The 21,605-nt window shown below is 40.7% G+C and carries 12 protein-coding genes, 1 pseudogene and 1 riboswitch; of the genes and pseudogenes, 7 read left to right on the top strand and 6 right to left on the bottom strand.

Annotated elements, in window-relative coordinates; translation table 11 throughout:
- Positions 1-211: 211 nt before the first annotated feature.
- Positions 212-3,166 (bottom strand): S9 family peptidase, encoded by a 2,955-nt coding sequence (locus tag A33Q_RS13235; RefSeq protein WP_009033332.1) that lies wholly within the window; start codon positions 3,164-3,166, stop codon positions 212-214.
- Positions 3,167-3,168: 2 nt separating this feature from the next.
- Positions 3,169-5,334: a S9 family peptidase gene (locus A33Q_RS13230; RefSeq protein ID WP_016255243.1), complete on the bottom strand. Its 2,166-nt coding sequence runs from the start codon at positions 5,332-5,334 to the stop codon at positions 3,169-3,171.
- A gap of 115 nt (positions 5,335-5,449) precedes the next feature.
- Between A33Q_RS13230 and A33Q_RS13225 the strand changes: the two genes are divergently transcribed.
- Positions 5,450-9,778 (top strand): PAS domain S-box protein, encoded by a 4,329-nt coding sequence (locus A33Q_RS13225; protein ID WP_009033330.1) that lies wholly within the window; start codon positions 5,450-5,452, stop codon positions 9,776-9,778.
- Positions 9,779-9,840: 62 nt separating this feature from the next.
- On the top strand, positions 9,841-11,148 hold the full coding sequence (locus A33Q_RS13220; RefSeq protein WP_009033329.1) for a hypothetical protein: 1,308 nt from the start codon (positions 9,841-9,843) through the stop codon (positions 11,146-11,148).
- A gap of 1 nt (position 11,149) precedes the next feature.
- Here the strand turns inward: A33Q_RS13220 and A33Q_RS13215 are convergent, their stop codons facing one another.
- The gene (locus tag A33Q_RS13215) at positions 11,150-11,707 is read right to left on the bottom strand and encodes a RidA family protein (protein ID WP_009033328.1); all 558 of its coding nucleotides are present in this window, start codon (positions 11,705-11,707) and stop codon (positions 11,150-11,152) included.
- Positions 11,708-11,891: 184 nt separating this feature from the next.
- Positions 11,892-11,991: riboswitch (SAM riboswitch) on the top strand.
- A 56-nt stretch (positions 11,992-12,047) separates the two neighbouring features.
- On the opposite strand from A33Q_RS13215, the gene A33Q_RS13210 reads away from it, so the two are divergent.
- The 3 genes from A33Q_RS13210 to metF are packed head-to-tail and all read left to right on the top strand — an operon-like array spanning position 12,048 to position 16,751.
- Entirely contained in the window at positions 12,048-13,091 is a 1,044-nt protein-coding gene (locus tag A33Q_RS13210; RefSeq protein WP_009033327.1) for a homocysteine S-methyltransferase family protein, read from the top strand.
- Positions 13,084-15,795: a methionine synthase gene (metH, locus tag A33Q_RS13205; protein WP_009033326.1), complete on the top strand. Its 2,712-nt coding sequence runs from the start codon at positions 13,084-13,086 to the stop codon at positions 15,793-15,795. The genes A33Q_RS13210 and metH overlap by 8 nt, the downstream gene beginning before the upstream one ends.
- Positions 15,796-15,797: 2 nt before the next feature.
- Positions 15,798-16,751: a methylenetetrahydrofolate reductase [NAD(P)H] gene (gene metF, locus A33Q_RS13200; protein ID WP_009033325.1), complete on the top strand. Its 954-nt coding sequence runs from the start codon at positions 15,798-15,800 to the stop codon at positions 16,749-16,751.
- On the opposite strand, the gene A33Q_RS13195 is transcribed toward metF, so the two are convergent.
- The 3 genes and pseudogenes from A33Q_RS13195 to A33Q_RS13185 all read right to left on the bottom strand — a co-directional run.
- Complete coding sequence (locus A33Q_RS13195; RefSeq protein WP_009033324.1) at positions 16,748-17,839, bottom strand: DegT/DnrJ/EryC1/StrS family aminotransferase; 1,092 nt, start codon at positions 17,837-17,839, stop codon at positions 16,748-16,750. The genes metF and A33Q_RS13195 overlap by 4 nt on opposite strands.
- Positions 17,820-19,133 (bottom strand): glycosyltransferase family 4 protein, encoded by a 1,314-nt coding sequence (locus A33Q_RS13190; RefSeq protein WP_009033323.1) that lies wholly within the window; start codon positions 19,131-19,133, stop codon positions 17,820-17,822. Before A33Q_RS13190 ends, A33Q_RS13195 begins: the two co-directional genes overlap by 20 nt.
- Before the next feature lie 92 nt (positions 19,134-19,225).
- Positions 19,226-19,455: pseudogene (locus tag A33Q_RS13185) on the bottom strand (aldo/keto reductase); the annotation flags it as partial.
- Between the two features lie 72 nt (positions 19,456-19,527).
- Between A33Q_RS13185 and A33Q_RS13180 the strand changes: the two are divergent.
- Positions 19,528-19,917, top strand: a complete 390-nt coding sequence (locus A33Q_RS13180) for a Dabb family protein (protein ID WP_009033321.1) — start codon at positions 19,528-19,530, stop codon at positions 19,915-19,917.
- 52 nt (positions 19,918-19,969) lie between these two features.
- Positions 19,970-21,313: a S41 family peptidase gene (locus A33Q_RS13175; RefSeq protein ID WP_040490454.1), complete on the top strand. Its 1,344-nt coding sequence runs from the start codon at positions 19,970-19,972 to the stop codon at positions 21,311-21,313.
- Positions 21,314-21,605: the final 292 nt, after the last annotated feature.

Raw genomic sequence — 21,605 nt, 5'->3', positions numbered from 1 at the left:
AAGCCCCTGTAACATACAGAGGCTTTTGTTTTTTCGGGGATAACCCTTTTTGAACTTAAACACCTTTTTGAGTTAACCCAAAAAGATCATCAATTATAATGAATTTAATTGGTGAAAAAAATACCCAGTTTTGGGTATTTTTATTGATTATATATCGAAATAATTTAATTTTTAATTAAATTAGTTGTATTAGCATGGTTTTGAAAGAGTTTTAGAAAGCTCTTTTTTCCAAGTGTGTCTCTAATTTAAGCCTTTCAATACCATCGGAAATCCACCTTGGAGCTTCGTTTCCTTTGAGGTGGTGATCAAAAAACTCCATCATCCTTACACTGTAATCTTTCCTATTTTCCAATTTCCCTAGACCATGGTTTTCACCTTTGTATTGTACCATGATTACAGGTTTTTTGAGTCTTCTCAGTGCATTGTAATACTCAATACCCTGCGTAAAATCCACTGCGCCGTCTTTGTCATTGTGTAACATCAAGAGCGGAGTCTGTACATTTTTCACATGGTACACAGGTGAGTTTCGAAGATAGGAATCCCAGTTTTCCCAAGGTCCACCCCTGAATCTTCCCTGAGAAGCTTCAAAAATGGCCATGTTACCTCCACCTGTATTCCAATAAATCAGGTCATACATGGAGACCATATTGGTTAATGGAGCACCTGCTGCTGCTGCCTTGAACATGTCTGTTTGGGTAATCAAGAAGGAAGTCTGGTATCCACCCCACGAATGTCCATGAAGTCCCATTTTTCCCTCGTCTATCACTCCGGTTTTTAAAGCTTCTTTGACAGCTGGAAGCACACACCATACTGCAGACATACCAGGATCATCCAAGGTATAGACGATATCCGGAATCAAAACAGCATATCCATTACTGGTGTAAACCCCCGGGTTCCAACCTGTACCCGAGAATCCCGGGTTGGAATAATTGTGAAGTGTCTGGGATAGTTTTTCATAATAATAAACAAGTGTAGGGTACTTCTTTCCTTCCTCATATCCTGCAGGTAGGAAGAGAGCGGCCTGCAAGCTGTCGCCTTTGTCAGATACATAATCCACCAATCTCACTCCAGGAGACCAAGCATATTTATCTGACTCAGGTGCATTTGCGGTCAGTTTTTTAGGAGAATCCAAATTTGCATTGGTTACAAAATAATCTGTGGGGGTGCTGAAATTCTCCATGGTGATAAAGTAAGTGTCTGCATTCTTAGCTTTGGAGAGTCTCCCTACATTCATGTCTTTCCAAATCAAAACCTCTGCACCTGCATTTAGACCTGATTTTGAAGGCTTTAATATAGCTATCCCACTTTTTTTGGTGTTTTCACCATACATGCGAATATAAACTGCTTTGCCTAGGTCTATACCTTTTTCCTCCGGATCAAGCGAGTATCTGGATTGGTAGCGGATTTTATCCTTTTTGCCATTTTGGGTAAGGTTAACTGCCGTACCTTTGCCGACTACAGGTACCTGCCAGATATCCCAATTGTCTCTGAGCAGGACATATTTGCTATCAGAACTCCAACCCAAAGGAGCATTCATAGGTTTTTCTACATTTCTATCATCTTCTTCATTGACAAACGAGGTAGGAATATTTGCTGTGATATTTGTTTTTTGTCCTGTCCTCAGGTCATAAATATAGAAATGCCCATCCTCTGCATACAGTAACTTGGTGCCGTCTTCAGAGGCACGGGGCCTGGAATTGTAGTTAGGCTGATAGAATTTTTTGAAAAGCTCTTTTCTTTCTCCATTGCTGAGATCCACCACGTAGAAATCCAGATAGTTTTGACCATCCAAGTTGATATCCAGTTCGTATGTTTTGATGTCAGAACCAAGAGCATACTTTTGCTTTGGGAGTATACTCAGCTCTTTCATACTGCTGTCCTGCAGGCTGATATGCTGTGCTTTGGCAACATCATACATGGCCCAGAAACTGTAGTTTTTATCCTGGTTTTCCAGGACTTGCTGCCTGGATTGCAACCTGCTGTCTTTCCAGTGCCAGATCGTCATATCGGGCTTGGTAGCATCATTTTTATTATCAGTACTTTTCTTTTTAGTACTGTCCAGTTTGGCAATGGCTGATTGAAGATCAGAGAGTGACTTGATCGTGGAATCAGACTTTATTCTCTCCAACTTTTCTTCTTCAGAAATTTCCTTTTTTTCCTCCTCCTCTTTCTTTTCCTCATTTTTTTCATCCTTTTTGGCAGCTACCAATGGATGGATGCCATAGAACAATCTGGTCAGATCTTCCGACCACATAGGCTGACGGTTTGGACTGATTGTAAAATCTTTTGGGAAAGCAGAAGAATCTGCTTTTGGATCATAAAGTACCAATTCAGGGTTCGGGAGATTTTTTACTCCGATTACCTTTCCTTGATCCTGCTTGTAGGCTTTGTCTTCCATCATTTTAAGCAAAGCAAAGGCATCACCTTTTTCAGTCCATTTGATGGAGCGGTAAGTTGCCTTGTCAGACTCCAGGATCCTTGTGATTCTCTGTGTAGGCTGGTACAGGTGCACTCCATTTCCGCTTTTGTTTGCAGCGTCAATGGTGTAAGCCAGGTAATCTCCTTTTTTATTGAAGGCAAATTCCAGAACATTCCCAATATTGTGGGGCTTCATGTCAGATAGGTCGATGATCAAAAGGTCAGCTCCTTTGGCATCACCATTTGCACCTTCCTTACTCAAGTTAATGGCCAAATGACTGGAAGATGTGCCATTGAAAGCAAACGAAGCGATATTATCGTATTCAGTTTTTTTGAATTCACTCTGTAGGTCCAAGAGAATTAGTTTTTCTTTTAAACTTTTTCCTCCATTTTTTGAAGCAGCTTTCCTGTCTTTTTCTTTGGGATATTCCTTAAATGCAACCCATCTTCCGTTTTCAGAAAATGAAATAGTCGGGTTACTCGACGATCCTACGGGGAACACTTTTTTCTTACTTGGGTCTGAAGTATGCTGGATGATTACTTCACCGTCTCCCTCTACCGGGACCATTCCATAGGCTATCCATTGTCCATCTGGAGAGTATTGTACAGAACCTGGTGAAATAGATTTCCAAGAAGGAACATCTTTCCAGGAAATCGCTTTTTTGTCCTGTGCGAAGTTTTCAGGTATCGAAACCATTAAGAGGAAAAACAAACAAAGCAGTCCTCTTAAAGCATTTTTACAATTCATAATTATTGGTTAGGGTGTTCAACATATCTTTCAAAGAATTCAATGATTCTTGCCATTCTATCTATCCTTCTATGCACGGCTCCTGATCTTGAAAGTTCATGACCTTCTTCTGGATACCTGACATACTCTACAGGCTTGCCAAGTATTTTCAGGCTTTTGTAGAGCAGCTCTGATTGTCTTACTCCTGTTCTAAGGTCTTGGTCACCATGTTTGATCAAAAGTGGGGTTTGGATATTTTGAACATAGGTTTGAGGACTATTGTAATCCAGGATTTCTTTTACTCCTTCCTCCCAGGGATAGCCAAAATGATTGGGTACCAATCTCCAGGCATTGCCTTCTCCTAAGAAGAATGTCAGTTCGTAAACACCTCTTTGTGAAAATGCTGCCTTGAACCTGTGGTCGTGTCCAACTATCCAAGCGGTCAGGTAACCTGCATAAGAGCCGCCTGTTAGTGCTAAATTTTCTCCATCTATCCAATTATACTGAGCCATGGCAGCATCCAAAGAGCCTAAGACATCAGCAGCTGGACCATCCCCCCAGTTCTGGAAATTGCCTTTTTGGAAGGTTTTACCGTAACCTCCACTGCCTCTAGGGTTGGCATAGACTACGCCGTAACCTTTGGCTGCCATTACCTGAAATTCATGCCACATGGACGCTTCGCCAGGTCCCCACATGGCCGAGGGCCCTCCATGCATATTTAATATAGTCGGATATTTTACACCTTCTTTTTTATCTATCGGTTCCATTACCCAGTAATCGACTGTAAACCCATCCTCTGTCTGAAGCTTATGAGCAGTAGGCTTTGATATTTTTTTTCCCGCAAGCCAAGATTCATTGAATCTGGTAAGCTGCTTTGGATTTTTGTTGGATAAGTCAGCTAGGTATACTTCAGAAGGATTCTCTATTTGAGTAAGGGCATATATTAAGTTTTGTCCTTTGATATCGAAGCTTGTTACTCCCTTAGGTCCTGTGATAATAGGATCGGTTTTACCTGAGTTTACATTGACTTTCCATAGGGAAACACCACCTTCATTAGAGCCTGTAAAGAATATATCTTGGCTGTTGGTTCCCCATTTTCCTGAACCAATGCTTCTATCTAATGGCTCAGTAAGCCATTTGAAACCGCTTCCATCAGGCTTTATGGCTCCAAGCATAGACATATTATAGGAAGGTTCATCCATGTTCATACCTCTGAAGAGTATCCATTTCCCGTCTGGTGAAAAAACAGGAGCCCCCACACTATGGTCCTCAAGCGCAAAAAATATCTCCGTGGATTTGTCAGATAGGTTTATTTTCCAGATCTCTGTTAAGCGAGTAAGGTCTGGATGTTCTTCATTCAACAGACTGGAAGCCAAAATGTAGTTTCCATCAGGAGACCAGCTTCCTCCAAAATAGCTTTGAAAACCATCTGTAATTCTCTCCGTTTTGCCGGATTCCAAATCAAGGATGTTCAAATGAGCAAAACTCAGTTCTGGATTAAGGTCTCTTTCTCCAAGAAAGTTTAATCTATCAATAACTTTTGGGTCACCTTTGGCATTGTTTTTTGCTAAGTAAGCCCTCAACTCCTCAATACTTCCGTCCGGGTTTGGTTTTACCTCTTCTTTCGCTGAACCGGCATTGATTGCTTTGTAGTTAGGTTCATCATTGTGTGACCTGCCGGGTCTTTGTACTTCCCAGGTAGGTTCTCCATCTAGCTGCCAAATAGGATGGCTGCTTGAAAATAGGATTTTTTTACCGTCTGGCGACCAAACCGGGTTTGATGCGCCGTTTTTCTCCTCAGTGACTACTTGGCTTTCACCGCCACGAAGAGGAAGGATCCAGATTTGTGCCTTGCCGTCCTTAGGCCTAACAAATGCTATTTTATTTCCTTCTGGTGAGATCGAAAATGAGGAAATGTTGTATTCCGAAGAAGTCAAAGCCCTCATTTCATAGGGTGCCACAAGATCCACTATCCAAAGTTGGGATTTGTAGCTGTAATCTTCATTGCCTTTTTCGTCAATATTGTTTTTTACAAATACTGCTTGCCTCCCATCGGGAAGTATCTCATGTGAGGTGGTGCTTACAATTTTGGTCAGATCAGTGATATTGACCCGGTCAGGTTTTTGAGCCAATATTGCCTGGCTGAAAAACAATGACAATACGAGTAGTGTCAGCTTTGTTCTTAACATTTTAATTTATTTTAGTATTATGGAAATCCAATGAATATTTTTAGATTGCTAAACCAACTTAACCCTTAAATAAAACCATAATTATTTTAATCCCCACTTAGTTTTACAGGACTGCATGGCTTATTTTGAGAAATTAGACATTTCTGTTTTCAGTTTTTTTGATGAAGTACAAGAACCTATGATGGTTTTTGGTGAAGATCAGATAGTTTTTGTAAATAAATACTGGTTGGACAATTTTTTCTTTGGATTCAATAGGTGGCAGGAATTTGTTAACAGTGGTGCAAGCCAGAATGAATTGTACAGGTTTTTTCTTTCGGGGGAAATGCCCAAGTTGGATTTTCTGAGAACACTCAAAAATAAAGATGGGATTTTACAGAAGTTTCATTGGTCTTTTGTCAATCTCTCCTCCAATACGGATATCAGGTATTGCCTGGCTAAAGGTAAGCAGCAAATTTCTCTAAGTGCTTTCATGGGGACCAATGCCCAGCAGTCTCTGATGCTGGAATCCCAACAGGAATTGGGATTTGTCAAGACCATTATGCGCAATAGCCATGATATTCTGGTGATCATTGATGAAGAGGGGGTTTTTAAATCCGTAAGTTCAGCAGCAATTGACAAGTTGGGAACCAAGCCTGAACGTGTGATAGGCAAATCCCTGGAGGATTTTATTGCTGAAGGCGTAATTGAGTTTGTCAATGGGGATTTTGAATCGCTCAAACAAGCGGAGGATGAAGTTCAGATCGACCTTTGGATCACCAAGGCAGATGGAAATCGGATTTTTTTAGAAAGCTATGCCAAAAACCTGGTCAATGAACCAAGTATAGAAGGGTATCTGATCAGTGCCAGGGAAGTGACTGACTATTACTTGGCTAAAAAATCCCTTCAGAAAAGGTATGAGCTTGAAATCCTCATTAATCAAATCTCCGCAAGGTTTGTCAATGCAGACATTCATAGGTTAGATGCGATTTTCAATCTCTCCTTAAAAATGCTGGGGGATTTTGAGAAAGCTGACAGGGCCTATCTTTTTCTTGTCCATGACGATCTTCAGATCTTAGAATATGCTTATGAGTGGACCAACGATGGAATAGATCCACAAATGCCCTATGTAAAGACCATCCCCATAGATGAGGATGCGATGACCATGCAGGAGTTGAGAAAGGGAGAAATCCTCATTATACCTGACGTGGATTTGATGGAAGAGCGCTTTTCTCTGGAAAAGGAAGTCTACCAACAACAAGGTATCAAATCCGTTATTCTGATTCCTATTTTTTCTGAAAACAGACTGATAGGATTCTTTGGGCTGGATGCAGTCAAACAAAAAAGAGACTGGTTTGAAAAGGATGAGTATGTTCTTCGTCAATTGGGAGATATTTATGCAGGTAGCCTTATCAACAGGGCCATCCGTAAAAGCCTGGAAAGAAATGAGCGTCTTTTGGAAAGTACGGAAATACTGGCCAAGTCAGGTTCATGGCGTTTAAGTGAATCCAAAAACAGGATTTATTTCTCCAAAGGATTCAATAAGATTTTTGATATAAATGAAGGAGAGAGTTCAGCCAACCCAAAAGAATTACTGAAAAGGCTCAAAGATGATCACATACAGGAGATTTTGCAAAATGCCAAACTTGCGAAAGCCAAAAAAACTACCACATCCGGAGAGTTTAGTATAGTCACTGCTGAGGGGAAGGAAAAGCATATTGATTATAGCATACATGTCAAAGAATCTGATTCCCTCGGTAAACTGGAAGTCTATGGATATTGTTCTGACATTACGCACAAGCGGGATGCGGAGAATTATCTAAAATTACAGTCTCAGATTTTGGCCCAGGTAGATGATCCGATTTTTGTAACGGACAACAATTGGAATATCCTGTATATGAACAGGGCTGCTAAAAATGAATGTAAAATCAAAAATACCGAATTCTTCAATGGGAAGATATTTGACCTATTTGAGTTTTTGAGCTCTGAAAATGTCAATGTCAAAAAATCACTTGAAAAACTGAAACTTACCAAAGTTTACAAAAAAGAGCTTAACCTAAAATCAAGGGATGGCCTGGTACAGCCATATGAGGTGTCGGTACAGGCTTTTATGAATGATGAGCAAATTAAGATTGGTTATTCCTTTGTAATCCGGAACCTCTCTTTTCTGCATAGACAAGAAGCATTGGCTAAGCGGGCTAAAATGGTGGTTGAAAATAGCCCAGCTGTTTTGTTTACAGTTGATCCCAACGACAATTTCAAGTTCGTTTATGTTTCTGAAAATATCAGGCAGTTTGGCTATGATGCGGATGAACTTACCCAAAAGGGAACTAGCATTATGGATTTGATACACCCTGATGATGCGGAGGATTTGATAGAGGAGCATTTCAGCAATAGGAAGAAAGAAGGGATTCCCGCTTATTCGGGTGAGTACAGATTGAAGAAAAAAGATGGTACCTACAGGTGGGTTGAGGATAAGTCCAGCGAAATTTTGGATGAAAGTGGTAATATTCTGCTTCACGAAGGTTTGATCCAGGATGTTACTGAAAGAAAGAGAACGAGAGAAGAAATCATACGTAGCCAAAATAGGTACAGGGTACTGGCCTCCAATATCCCTCTGACTTCTGTTTTTCTGATTGACAGGGATTTGAAATATATTGTAGCTGAAGGTACCACACTTTCTGCTTGGGGTATGACTTCTAAGGATTTTGAAGGAAAGACCTTAAAAGAAGTTCATAAAACCAATCTTAAAGAAATCCAACCTGCAGTGACCAGGGCTTTACTTTTGAAGGAGATCGTCCAAAAAAACATGGTTTACAAAAGGAGGGTCTACGAAATGACAATTCGCCCTATTTTTTATGGGGGAGAGGTGGAGTACGCACTCGGAATACTAAGGGATATCAATGAAGAATATGAAGCAAAAGTAAACCTAAAAAAGAACGAGGAGAAATACAGAAAATTGGTAGAAGAGTCCACGGAAATCATTTACTCTATGAATCTTGATTTGGAGTTTACTTATGTCTCTCCCAATGTAAAGCAGTTTTTAGGCTATGAAGTAGAAGAAGTAATCCAGCGCAATTTGCAGGAGTTTGTGTTTCATGACGATTCGAAGGCTCTTGCCGAGTTTGAAAGAGACAAGATTAAATTTCTGGAAGAAAACCAATACTTGGAATTTAAGCTTAGACGAAAAGATGGTGAAAGCAGGGTTTTCAGCTCCAATGGCAGATTGATCCGGTCGGAAGAGGGGGAGGTTTACTACAACGGGATTGCTAGAGATATTACCAAGTTGAGAAGGGCTCAAAAAGAGCTCTTGCTTGCCAAGGAAAAGGCAGAGCAGGCTTCTATGGTGAAGTCCCAGTTTTTATCCATCATGAGTCATGAGATCAGAACTCCGATGAATGCTGTGATCGGGATGTCACATTTGCTTCTTGAGGAAAACCCCCGACCTGATCAAATGGAAAACCTCAAGACCCTTCAGTTTTCTGCAGAAAATTTACTGGGATTGATCAATGATATTCTCGACTATACCAAGATTGATTCCGGTAAAGTGGAGTTGGAAAGTGTCGCTTTTGAGCTCAAAACCGTTGTAAATAGAATTATTCACTCTTATTCGTATCAGGCCAGAGAAAAGTCCCTTGATATTCAATTTGTCTATGATGAGCGGATACCTGATAAAATTCTTGGAGATCCTGTCCGCCTGGGGCAAGTGATCAATAACCTGATTTCCAATGCTGTTAAATTTACAGAGAAGGGTTTTGTAAGAATTGGGGTAGAATTGCTTGAAGATTCTTCAAAAAAGATTAAGTTGAATTTTAAGTTTGAAGATACAGGGATAGGCATTCCGAAAGAAAAATTGGACTCTATCTTTGAGGCTTTTACGCAAGCCAGTGCAGAAACAACCCGGAAATTTGGGGGCACAGGCTTGGGGCTTGCTATAGTCAAGCGTTTAGTCAATCTTTTTGATTCGGAAATCTATGCCTTAAAGAGAGAAGGTGGCGGGAGTATTTTTACTTTTGCAATTGATTTTGATAAAATAGATCATAATAGATCTGAGGTTCTCAAGCCTGGAAATGGTTTGAGCAAAAATCTTGAAAGAGCAAGTATCCTAGTTGCTGAGGATAATTTGGTCAATCAAATTATGATCAAAAAATTCCTAAAAAAGTGGGGAGTTGGAGAAATTGTCATTGCCGAAGATGGACTTCAGGCCATTTCGGAATTTGACAGAGGACAGTTTCACCTGGTTCTGCTTGACTTACAGATGCCGCATGTAGATGGTTTTGAGGTGGCAGAGCACATTAGGAATTCAAATGAACCTAAGAAAAAATCTACTCCTGTAATTGCCCTTACAGCATCTTCTCTGATAGATGTCAAGGATCAACTGGAAGAGGTGGGAATGGATGATTTTATTTCCAAACCATTTAATCCGGATAACCTCTATTCCAAAATCATCAAGCACCTTAAATTATAATTTTCAAAAAACCGTCTTACAATATAAGGTTTAGCCTTATTTTTGAGTCCGCAATGCAGACTATGAAAACCCCGGTACTGATTCTTATTTTCTTGATGACTTTTCAGACTTTGTCTGCCCAGCTCGAAAGAGCGACTAGGTCTTCTATGTACCTGAACTACGGTAGAACAGGTGCCAATGTCCGTGAATTCAACCAAATGCTAGAAAACAAAGGGTTGAGTCCAATGCGAAAGAGTTATGGGAATTTCGGTTTTGGCTATCAAACAAGGTTTAATGACTTTGTATTGGGTTTGGAGGTACTGCAAAATTCTGGGCCTACTTCTTTATTTAATGATTACGAAATTGATTATCGCACGACAAGGTTTTTGTTAAATGTTGGATTTTCATTTACAGAAGAAGGTCCTTTTCAGCTGATTCATTACATGGCCATTGGAGCAGGTTCCCTGAATTTTCAAATGCTTAGAGAGAATAATGCCAATACAATTGATCAGTTTTTACAAAATCCTGAAAGCGGTTACATCCTAAGGGATGGAAACATTCAAAAAAGCTCACTTAATATGACCGGGTTTCTCACTGAAATCGGTTTTCAAACCAGCTACGATTTACCAATTCCGGGAAGAGATGAATCCTTAGAAATATTGGCAAGGTTTGGATATGCATTTAGTCCTTTTGAGGATTCATGGGAACTGAACGGGATCAACTTTGGAGCAACCCAAGCCGGGGCATTTATTAGAGTCGGTGCTGGAATCACTTTGCCGGATCATAACTTCTTTTATAGAGATGCTTCCATTGGAGCTCATTTGATTTATGGTCTGAATTTTACAACACCGGATGCTTTGAATGACAATCTGGTTGAAAATGGCTTGCAACCTTTCTCTGGAAGGCCAAATAATTGGGGGCTGAAAATCTTAGGCTTTAATAGAAGCACCCTATACGGTGTGGATATTTATAATCTCGGGCTGGATGGACAGGCCAACGAGCGCATGAAGCACAACCTTAATAGCGTCCGCGTCTACGGAAACCTTGGTAAGGTATTGTTTGACCTCCGAAATCTGGAGATAGGAGCAATGGGAGGTTTGGGTTTTGGAAATTTGAGATACACGCTGTATTCTACGAGCAAACCTGACTTTCCACGCTTATTTGAAGAGCCTGATTTTGATGGTTATGTAAGGTCAGCTGGATTGATGGGCAAACCTGAATTGTTCATCAGTTATGCCTTGCCTACCAACCGTGGGAATTTCTATGATTTGATTTTTGCAGTGCATGGTGGGTATGAACTTCCTTTGACTTCCTACAGGTTTTTCGACTTGCCAATGTTCAAATATATGGCCAATCCCTATTTGCAATTCAGTGTAGGAATCAGGCCCTAGTTTATTCTTCCTCTATTTCTACAATCAGCTCTATTTCCACGGCAATGTCCATAGGAAGTGCATTCATCCCGACAGCGGATCTGGCATGTTTTCCTTTTTCACCAAAAACCTCTACCATCAGGTCCGAAAATCCATTGATGACCTGAGGCTGCTCTATAAAATCAGCCTCACAATTGACCATTCCCAAGACTTTTACGATTCTCTTGACTCTATTCAGATCTCCTAGTTCTGCTTTTAAAACAGCCAATTGGGCCAGTCCGACAAGGCGTGCTGCATCTCTGCCTTCTTCCACAGTCAGCTCTTTTCCTACTTTTCCGGTAATGTATGAACCGTCCTGCTGCCCGGGGCCTTTCCCCGCCAGAAACAAAAGATTCCCTGATTGAACGGCATTGACATAATTCGCAGCGGGAGAACTGGGGCTGGGAAGCTCAATGTTCAGTTCAGTCAGTTTTTTTTCAGCATCCCAAGAATCAGATTTTATTTTATTTTCTATTTGGGATGAGCCTGTGTTGCAGGCCAGGCAAAGCAACAAGCCTAAAGATGGGATAATTTTTTTCATGTGATTTGAGTGTTTTTTTTGAAATGATTCTTAAAGTAGTGTAGGTATTTATGAAATCAAACAATTGAATGTGTAAATAGAAAATCCTTAATATAAAGCCTTGAAAAATGGTAATCTGTCAGTAATTTCTGAAGATTTTTGGAAAAAGTTTACAAAATCCCCATCAATACCTTACATTTGAAGCTGCTTATCGAGAAAGACTGAGGGAAGGGCCCTGTGAAGTCTTAGCAACCTGAGATCAAGGTGCTAACTCCCATTCCGGAAAAGCCGGAAAAAGATGAGCGAAAGAGTTTTCCTTTTTCGACCAGTTTCTCGCATAAGCTTTTTAATATTTCATCAGATGAACAGAAGCGAGCAATTATTACATATTTCCAAGCAAAAAATTCTCATCCTTGACGGGGCGATGGGTACCATGATTCAGAGGTATAAGCTTACCGAAGAAGATTTTCGTACAGATGCACTGAAAAATCACCCCAAAGCACTGAAAGGAAACAATGACCTGCTTTCCCTTTCCAGACCTGAAATCATCAGAGATATTCATGCCGCTTATTTGGAAGCAGGTGCGGATATCATAGAAACCAACACCTTCAGTGGAACTTCTATCGCTCAGGAAGACTATGGTCTTTCTCATTTGGCCTATGATATCAATTTTCATTCAGCAAAAATTGCCAGAACGGTAGCAGCAGAGTTTACAGCCAAAAACCCCAAGAAGCCCAGATTTGTAGCAGGTGCTTTAGGGCCTACAAACAGAACAGCATCCATCTCTCCAGATGTGAACGATCCTGGCTATAGAGCAATTACCTTTGACCAATTGTCTGAAGCCTATCAGGAACAGGTTAAGGGCTTGCTTGAGGGGGGGGCGGATATTCTTTTGGTTGAGACCATATTTGACACCCTGAATGCCAAAGCCGCACTTTTTGCTATTCAGGAAGTTTTTGAAGAAAAAGGAATTCCTTTAAGTCCAGAAGATGGAGGGATTCCTGTGATGATTTCAGGAACTATCACAGATGCATCAGGGAGAACGCTCTCCGGGCAGACTACTGAGGCTTTTTTGATTTCAGTGTCCCATGTGCCATTGTATAGTATAGGATTGAATTGCGCCTTGGGAGCAAAAGAATTGAGACCTTACCTGAAAGTTTTGGCAGAAAATGCTCCATTTCTGGTTTCAGCTTATCCCAATGCCGGACTTCCCAATGAATTTGGACAATACGACCAGGGGGCAGAAGAGATGTCCAGGCAAATAGAAGAGTTTTTGAAAGAAGGCTATGTAAATATTTTAGGGGGATGCTGTGGGACTACACCGGAGCATATTTCGGCAATAGCTGAAGTTGCTGAAAAATACAGTCCTAGAAAAGTAGAAATTGAAAGTACAATAGATGAGTAATATCCAAAAACATAACACCTTGAAACTATCCGGTTTGGAGCCATTGGTTTTTACACCGGAAATCAATTTTGTCAATGTAGGTGAGAGGACCAATGTCACAGGATCAAAGAAATTTGCCCGGTTGATTCTCAATGGTCAATATGATGAAGCATTGGAAGTGGCATTGGATCAGGTGAGGGGAGGCGCTCAGATACTGGATGTCTGTATGGATGAAGGTATGTTGGATGGGGTGGCAGCCATGACCAAATTTCTTAATTTGATTGCATCAGAACCGGAAATCAGCAGGATCCCGATCATGATAGACAGCTCCCGTTGGGAAATCATATTGGCAGGCTTGAAGTGTGTACAGGGAAAAGGAATAGTGAACTCCATCAGCTTGAAAAACGGAGAGGATGAATTCATATTTCAGGCCAAAACCATCAAGAAATTTGGAGCTGCCGTGGTTGTAATGGCATTTGATGAAAACGGTCAGGCGGACACTTACCAAAGAAGAGTGGATATCTGTAAGCGTTCCTACGATATTTTGGTCAATCAGGTAAAATTTAATCCCCAAGACATCATCTTTGACCCTAATATTTTTCCCGTCGCTACAGGGATGGAAGAACATAGGAAAAATGCACTTGACTTTTTTCATGCTACCCAATGGATCAAACAAAACCTTCCGGGGGCTAAAGTCAGCGGAGGAGTCAGTAATGTGAGTTTTTCTTTTCGTGGCAATAATACAGTTAGGGAGGCGATGCATGCAGCATTTTTGTACCATGCAATCAAGCATGGAATGGATTTGGGAATAGTCAATCCTACCATGCTTGAAATATACGATGACATTCCCAAAGACCTTTTGGAGAAAGTGGAGGATGTGTTTTTTGACAGGAATGAAAATGCTACAGAAGCACTTTTAGATTTTGCAGAAACTGTAAAGCAAACTGGAAAAAAGGAAGTTGCCTCAGAAGCTTGGAGGGAAGATCCTGTGGAAAAGCGGATTGAGCATGCCTTAGTCAAAGGTATCATTGACTACATCATAGAAGATACCGAAGCCGCCAGAATATCCTACAAAAGTCCATTGAAAGTGATTGAAGGGCCTTTGATGGATGGGATGAATGTAGTTGGTGATCTTTTTGGAGAAGGGAAAATGTTTCTTCCACAGGTAGTGAAATCAGCAAGGGTCATGAAAAAGGCCGTGGCTTATCTGGAACCTTTTATGCCCAAAGCAGGAGACTTGGATTTCAATGCGGAACAAAGCAGCATCAAAAAAATTCTTTTGGCAACTGTAAAAGGGGATGTGCATGATATAGGGAAAAATATAGTTGGGGTGGTTTTGGCCTGCAACAGCTATCAGATTATTGACCTAGGAGTTATGGTAGATGCACAGACTATTATTGATGAGGCGGTCAAAAATAAGGTCGATATCATCGGACTCAGTGGCTTGATTACTCCCTCCCTGGATGAGATGGTCTATGTAGCTTCAGAAATGGAAAGACAAGGTTTAAAAATCCCTCTTTTAATAGGAGGGGCAACCACTTCAAGAATCCATACAGCTGTAAAAATAGACCCGGTATATTCAGGAACGGTTATCCATGTAACCGATGCTTCGAAGTCAGTGCCCATTGCGGGCGAATCCATCAGTGAAGAAACCAAGGCTGCTTACCACAAGCGAATCAAGGAAACCTATTTACAATTGAGGGTTGAACATGAAGCCAAACAACAGGTGAAATTGATGGCAACTTTTGAGGAGGCCAAATCCAACCCAGTTTATATAGACTGGGAAAATTACAAGCCGATCCAACCCGAAAAGCTGGGATTGACAAGCATTGAGGAACTGGACCTTTCAATTCTCCGAAAGTACATTGACTGGACTCCTTTTTTCAGTACTTGGATGCTTAGCGGTAAGTATCCCAAAATTATGGAAGACCCAGTAGTAGGTCAGGAGGCTAAGCGCCTTTATGCGGAAGCCAACCAAATGCTGGATAAAATCATTGCTGAAAACTGGCTTCAAGCCAAAGCCATTGTGGGATTATTTCCGGTTCAAAGAAATGGGGAAGATGTGGAAGTGTTGGACTTGGAAAACAATTCCACAGAATTTTCTTTTCATTTTCTTCGTCAGCAGGGGAAAAAAGGAAAGGGTGTGCCCAACCGCTCATTGGTTGATTATCTTCACCCGAACCAGATAGATTATATGGGTGGCTTTGCGGTCACAGCAGGCTGGGGAATTGAGGAAAAACTCAAGGAATTTCAGGAGACTTTTGATGATTACCAGGATATAATGCTCAAAGCATTGGCAGACCGATTGGCTGAGGCAGGAGCTGAATACCTCCACGAATTGGTCAGAAAGGAAATTTGGGCTTACTCCAAGGAGGAAAATCTTGAAAATGATGATTTGATCCGTGAAGCATATACTGGAATCAGACCTGCACCAGGTTACCCTGCTTGTCCTGAGCATTCTGAAAAGAAAACTTTGTTTGAACTGTTACAGGTTGAAAGCCATACAGGCATTACTTTGACAGATAGCTTTGCCATGTACCCTACCTCCTCTGTAAGCGGGTTTTATTTTGCGCATCCTGAAAGCAAATACTTTGGGCTGGGAAAAATAGGAGAGGATCAGGTAAAAGATTATGCCAGAAGAAAGGGAGTTTCAATGGCTCAGGCAGAAAGATGGCTTTCTCCAAACCTTGCATATAATCCAACTTTAGAAGTTCAAGAAAATTAAACATGAAAATCACAGAATATATTCAACAGGCCAAAAAACCCCTGTTTTCCTTTGAAATCCTTCCTCCGCTTAAAGGACAAAGTTTGAATGATCTTTTGGAAGGTATTTCACCTTTGATGGAATTTGAACCACCCTTTGTCGATGTGACTTACCACAGGGAGGAATTTATTTATAAAAAACATCCCAATGGGCTTTTGGAAAAAGTCAGTACCAAAAAGCGTCCTGGTACTGTAGGGATATGCGCTGCTATCATGAACAGGTTTCAGGTAGAGGCTGTTCCTCATTTACTATGTGGAGGATTTTCAAAAGAAGAGACTGAAAATGCGCTCATTGACCTAAATTTTATCGGCGTTCAGAATGTCTTGGCTTTGAGGGGAGATGCTCCAAAAAACGAAGGGAAGTTTGTACCTGAACCAAATGGACATGAGTTTACAACCGGTTTGGTTAAGCAAATAGTGGGTATGAACAATGGGAAATACCTTCATGAAGAAACAGAGGCAAGTTTCCATACAGACTTTTGTGTAGGCGTGGCAGGTTATCCGGAAAAGCATTTTGAGGCACCAAGCATGAGGTTCGACCTGAAATTTTTGAAAGAAAAAATTGATGCGGGTGCGGAATATATCGTAACACAGATGTTCTTTGATAATGAGAAATATTTTGATTTTGTCAAGAAAGTAAGAGATGCAGGAATCAATGTGCCTATTATCCCAGGCTTGAAGCCCATCACCACTTTAGGCCAGATTACCATGCTTCCGAGAACGTTTTTCCTGGATCTGCCAGACCCTTTGTTGGATGAACTGGAAAAGTGTAAGAACAATGCAGATGTCAAGCAAGTGGGAATAGAGTGGGCCATTCAGCAGAGCAAGGAGTTGATTGCGAATGGAGCTCCTGTATTGCATTATTATACCATGAGTAAAGCTGATGCCACTTACAAAATTGCTAAAGAGGTTTTCTAGTAATTGAAAAACTGCCGGATTGTATTGGCCACAAAGACTACTTCTTTTTCATCTAAAAATGGATTCAAGGGAAGTGAAAGCGTTTGCTGACTGATCCTTTTGGCAACGGGGTAATCTCCATTATCTTTATAAGGATCCATTTCCGGAATAATATTGGGATAGTGAACTGCGGTTCCTATCCCTTTTTGTTTTAGCAAAGATTTGAGTTTGTCTCTTTCCGAAGTTTGAATGGTGAAGAGATGAAGATTATGACTTCTTTCATGGTAAGTACTGGGCAAGGCCAAGTCGCTAAGACCTGATAATTTATCCAAATAGATTAGGGCATAGTTTTTTCGCAAATTTTGCCAATGATCAAAATGGTCTAGAAATATATTTAAAAATGCCGCCTGTAAACTGTCGATTCTGGCATTTTTACCAATGATTTCATGCACATCTCTTGAACTTTGGCCATGATTGATCATTCTCTTTGCCTGCTCCAGCAGATTTTGATCTTTTAGGACCAAACCTCCTGCCTCACCCAAGGCCCCAAGATTTTTGGTAGGGTAAAAACTAAAACAGCCAACATCTCCCCAAGCGCCGGCAGCTTTTCCGTACAGAGTAGAACCGAATCCTTGGGCATTGTCCTCAATAACCTTGACAGAGTTTTTATTGGCCCATGAACATAGCTTTTCCATATCTACCATTTGCCCGTAAAGATGGACTGGGATTACAGCTTTTAATCGGTCTGAAGTGGCCTTTTGAAGCTTTTCTAAATCCATTAGGCCATCTGGGTCCGTATCGACAAAAACTATATCAGCGCCTAATATTTTGACTACTTCGGCTGTAGAGACCCAGGTCAATGCAGGAACTGCAACCTTATCACCAGGCCCGATCTGCAAAAGTCTTAAGGCTATTTCCAATGCATCTGTTCCATTGGAACAGGCAAGGAAATCAGAACAGTTTAACCTTTGGGCCATCTTTTTTTCAAAATTTTCTACTTCTTTTCCTCCCGAAAAAAACCCGGTGTGGAGCATGGAGCTGAATTTATTCTCCAGCTTTATTTTTACATCTACAGGGATTCTTTGAAGATCAAGAAATGGGATGTTCATAATTATCAAGAAGTTTTGCCAAAACAGCTGTGAGATTTTTTCTGGAGTAGGAATTGATTTTATCAGATCGTTCGAATGAACTTTTGGATCTGAATTCCTCCAAAAATTCCCGGATTCCCTTTGAATCATGGTGCTTAAATACTCTGCCTGAACCTGCTTTTTGCAGAATTTCCGCACTGTCCCCCGTAGGATCTCCTAAGCCAATAATGGGTCTACCTGTTGCCATATATTCAAATAATTTTCCGGGAATGTTACCTTTGGCGTTTTTGCTATCTGTCAAAATCAGCAAAAGCAGGTGTGATCGCTTATAAAAGTCAAAGACTTCTTTGTGATTGACATAGCCTTCAAAAATTACATGTTTACTGAGCCAGGAGTCAGATTCTACGTATTTGACTACCTCATTGGAAACCTTACCCACAAAACGCAATTTTACCTCATCAGTTGATGTTTCAAAGCATTGTTTCAATGCCTGAAGAAATGGGCTTGGGTTCCGTATGGAATCAATGACACCTGTGTAAAGGATCTCCAGTGCATCACTTTTCAAATCCTGATTTTTGAAAAAATCAACAGGAAAATCCGAAGAGTCAAAGCCATTGGTCAGCAATTGGATCTTCCGATTGTGTATCTGGATGAACTCATTTTGGAAAGTAGGGGAGATGGTCAATATTTCATCTGCTTCCTTTAATACATTCAATTCCAATTGCTCGTGTTTTTTTCTGACAAAATCTGTCATCGGGAGGGTGTCAAGAAACTCCCATTTGCTCCAAGGATCTCTGAAATCGGCAAACCAGGGAATACCTGTTAGTTTCTTTAGCTTGAGACCAATCAGGTGCATGCTATGAGGCGGCCCTGTGGTAATGATGCAATGGAACTGGTTTTTGTCAATTAAATCTTTCAGAAAATTGACTGCCGGTTTCACCCAAAATACCCTAGGATCCGGCACAAGCAGATTGGCTCTGGCCCATAGCCCTAATTTGTCTGTTAATGTTGGGTTTTCCTTTTCAAGAATTTTTGAAGGCTGGCTTTTTTTATCTCCTTTCAGAGACCTGAAAACCCCATAAGGTTCCCAAATGGGAAATTTCAGAACTTCTATTTCTGGACCGACTTCTTGTTCCAAACTCTGATCCTGAAGATCAAAATCAGGATTTTCGGGGGTGAAAATCACAGGCTCCCAACCAAATCCGGGAAGGTATTTTGCAAATTTCAGCCATCGCTGTACACCGGAACCTGCCGAGGGCGGCCAGTAGTAGGTGATGATCAGAACACGTTTCCTCACTTTCGAAGCAAGTTCCATTAATGCTTATTTTTGCTGATGTAAAAACAGATTTACCACTGCGGGTGGATTTCGGTTCTGAAATATTTGTCGTAAACAGCCTTTACTTTTGCCATTTTTTCAGATCTTTCTTTGACTACTTTTCCAACAGCTGCCTCACTGAGCCCTGCATCATAGACATCTGCTGATCTATAAAATTGACACCACTGTCCAAAGCCGTGTGAATGATCTGGGATGCAGCTTTGTGGTCAAAAGATCCACCCCAACCACCTCCAACTTGCCATGTTCCCAAAGCAACCTCGGACACATCCCAACCTGTTTTTCCAAACTTTCTATATTTCATTGTTTATGTAGCTAAGTAAAATTTCAGGAAGCAATTTAAATTTTTATATTTAAAGCCTTTAATGATAGCACTATGAAATCAAGAAGAAAATTTATTCAAACCATGTCTGTCGCAGGAGTGGCAGCAACTTTACCTATTAACCTAATGGCACAAAAAAGCAACAAACAAAAAATGATTCACCAAGTTTACTTTTGGTTGAATGAAGGAGTAGATGTTCAGAATTTTATCAAAGAGGCTTCGACCCTTGGTAAATGCAAAACAGTAGATAAATTCTATATAGGTACTCCAGCGCCCACAGAAGCAAGAGATGTAGTTGATAGCAGCTATCAGGTAGCTTGTACTCTTTTCTTTGACAGTCTTGAAGATCAGAGTGCGTATCAAGTTGACCCTGACCACTTAAAGTTTATAGAAAGAAACTCAACAAAATGGTCTGCGGTGAAAGTTTATGACTTTCTGATATGAACTGAAAGTCAGGTTCAATACGTTTATAGTAGAAATTAACGAATATTTATCCATGAGTACCCTGAAAATTAAACCATGGGGACTGATGATAGCCTTAGTGCTTTTGTTGGTTGCCTGTAATCCTGACGATGATAATGTCGATCCTACAAAAGTTGAAAATGTAGTCCATAAGGCTATTTTTGATGTGATGAATGATTGGTATTATTGGAATGATGAAATGCCGAAAGACGTCAGTTTTGGCGGCACGATGAGCAACCAGGAGTTTTTGGAGCAATTGAGGTTTACACCTCTAGACAGACAGGGCTGGACATACATCACTACACAAGAAGCATTCAGAGCGGCTTTTACAGGTCAGGTCAGTGGTGTACATGGATTTAGAATGGCAATGGACCAAAATGAAAGGCTCTTCATTGCCTCTGTTCTCAAAACAGGTCCTGCAGGCCAAGATGGCTGGCAAAGAGGATGGCAAATACTTGAAATCAATGGCAAAGCGATTGCTGAATTCAGAAATTCCTCTGGCTCTTACAGTATTGATACCGGACCTAACCAGATAGGTATTTCAAATACATTTAAATTTAAATTACCTGACGGGACAGAAACCACCAGAACCATAACCAAAGAAGCATTTTCAGCCAATTCGGTGGCATTCGAAAATGTTTATGAAATTCAAGGGAAAAAAATAGGGTATTGGGTTTATGAGAGTTTCAGGGCAAGCCCCAACGTTTCTCCCACCAAAAGTTTGGAAGTGGAAAATTCATTCAATTACTTTATTTCCGAAGGGATAGACGAGTTGATTATTGACCTCAGGTACAACGGGGGAGGTTCTGTTGATGTGGCAAGACAAGTCATGAACTACATAATCCCTGCCAGTGCTGATGACAGAACAGCTTTTGTCTACAGGCATAATAGAAAGCAGTCTACCAATAACAGAACCGTTAATTTCAACAAGGAAGGAAGCCTATCACTGGATAAAGTGGTATTCATCACTGCACGTGGATCTGCATCTGCTTCAGAATTGATCATCAATAGTCTCAAACCCTATTTGGATGTAACTATCATTGGTGACAATACTTATGGCAAACCGGTTGGCCAGTTTCCTCTATCTTCTTTCAGTAGAACTTTGGTAGAAAATAATGTTGAAGTAGTTCCTGTAACTTTCTCCCTTGCCAATGTAAGGGGGGAGGCAGATTTCTTCGAGGGATTTAAACCTGACGCTTTGGTAGGTGATGACCTGACAAAGAACTGGGGTGATGTCAATGAAGCAAGGTTAGCCGCTGCATTGAATGTAATCACTTCAGGCAGTACTTCTGCAAGAATGATGAGCAACTATTACAGCCCAAAATGGGAGATGATAGATCAGTTTGAAGGACTGGAAAAGGAATTTCCGATGTTTTGATGAGACGAGAGAAATGAGACACTAGATACTAGACACAAGACAAAAGATTGGTGTCTGTGACCTTTGAGGTTTTTAAAACCTCGAAGGTCTGAATCAAGGTATTAACAATAGAAAATGAGATGAAAAGCGAGAGACGAGATGTGAGATTTGAGACACAAGACGTAAGAAAAAATGAGAAAGGGTTTGATAATTGAAGAAGCCTCGTAAATCGTATTTCGTAAATTCAGATAGAGAAGATTTAAAGATCACATCATGATTTGATCAGAAAAACCAGCAGAAGATTTCCTGCTGG

It is taken from the genome of Indibacter alkaliphilus LW1, assembly GCF_000295935.2.
GTDB lineage: Bacteria > Bacteroidota > Bacteroidia > Cytophagales > Cyclobacteriaceae > Indibacter > Indibacter alkaliphilus.
The sequence above is the reverse complement of the archived record's forward strand: the minus strand, read 5'-3'. Positions and strand labels throughout refer to the sequence as shown.

Bases quoted from the DNA above. Each gene is read 5' to 3' on its own strand.
- A33Q_RS13235 (WP_009033332.1), bottom strand. From the start codon at position 3,166: ATGAATTGTAAAAATGCTTTAAGAGGACTGCTTTGTTTGTTTTTCCTC.
- A33Q_RS13230 (WP_016255243.1), bottom strand. From the start codon at position 5,334: ATGTTAAGAACAAAGCTGACACTACTCGTATTGTCATTGTTTTTCAGC.
- A33Q_RS13225 (WP_009033330.1), top strand. From the start codon at position 5,450: ATGGCTTATTTTGAGAAATTAGACATTTCTGTTTTCAGTTTTTTTGAT.
- A33Q_RS13220 (WP_009033329.1), top strand. From the start codon at position 9,841: ATGAAAACCCCGGTACTGATTCTTATTTTCTTGATGACTTTTCAGACT.
- A33Q_RS13215 (WP_009033328.1), bottom strand. From the start codon at position 11,707: ATGAAAAAAATTATCCCATCTTTAGGCTTGTTGCTTTGCCTGGCCTGC.
- A33Q_RS13210 (WP_009033327.1), top strand. From the start codon at position 12,048: ATGAACAGAAGCGAGCAATTATTACATATTTCCAAGCAAAAAATTCTC.
- metH (WP_009033326.1), top strand. From the start codon at position 13,084: ATGAGTAATATCCAAAAACATAACACCTTGAAACTATCCGGTTTGGAG.
- metF (WP_009033325.1), top strand. From the start codon at position 15,798: ATGAAAATCACAGAATATATTCAACAGGCCAAAAAACCCCTGTTTTCC.
- A33Q_RS13195 (WP_009033324.1), bottom strand. From the start codon at position 17,839: ATGAACATCCCATTTCTTGATCTTCAAAGAATCCCTGTAGATGTAAAA.
- A33Q_RS13190 (WP_009033323.1), bottom strand. From the start codon at position 19,133: ATGGAACTTGCTTCGAAAGTGAGGAAACGTGTTCTGATCATCACCTAC.
- A33Q_RS13180 (WP_009033321.1), top strand. From the start codon at position 19,528: ATGAAATCAAGAAGAAAATTTATTCAAACCATGTCTGTCGCAGGAGTG.
- A33Q_RS13175 (WP_040490454.1), top strand. From the start codon at position 19,970: ATGAGTACCCTGAAAATTAAACCATGGGGACTGATGATAGCCTTAGTG.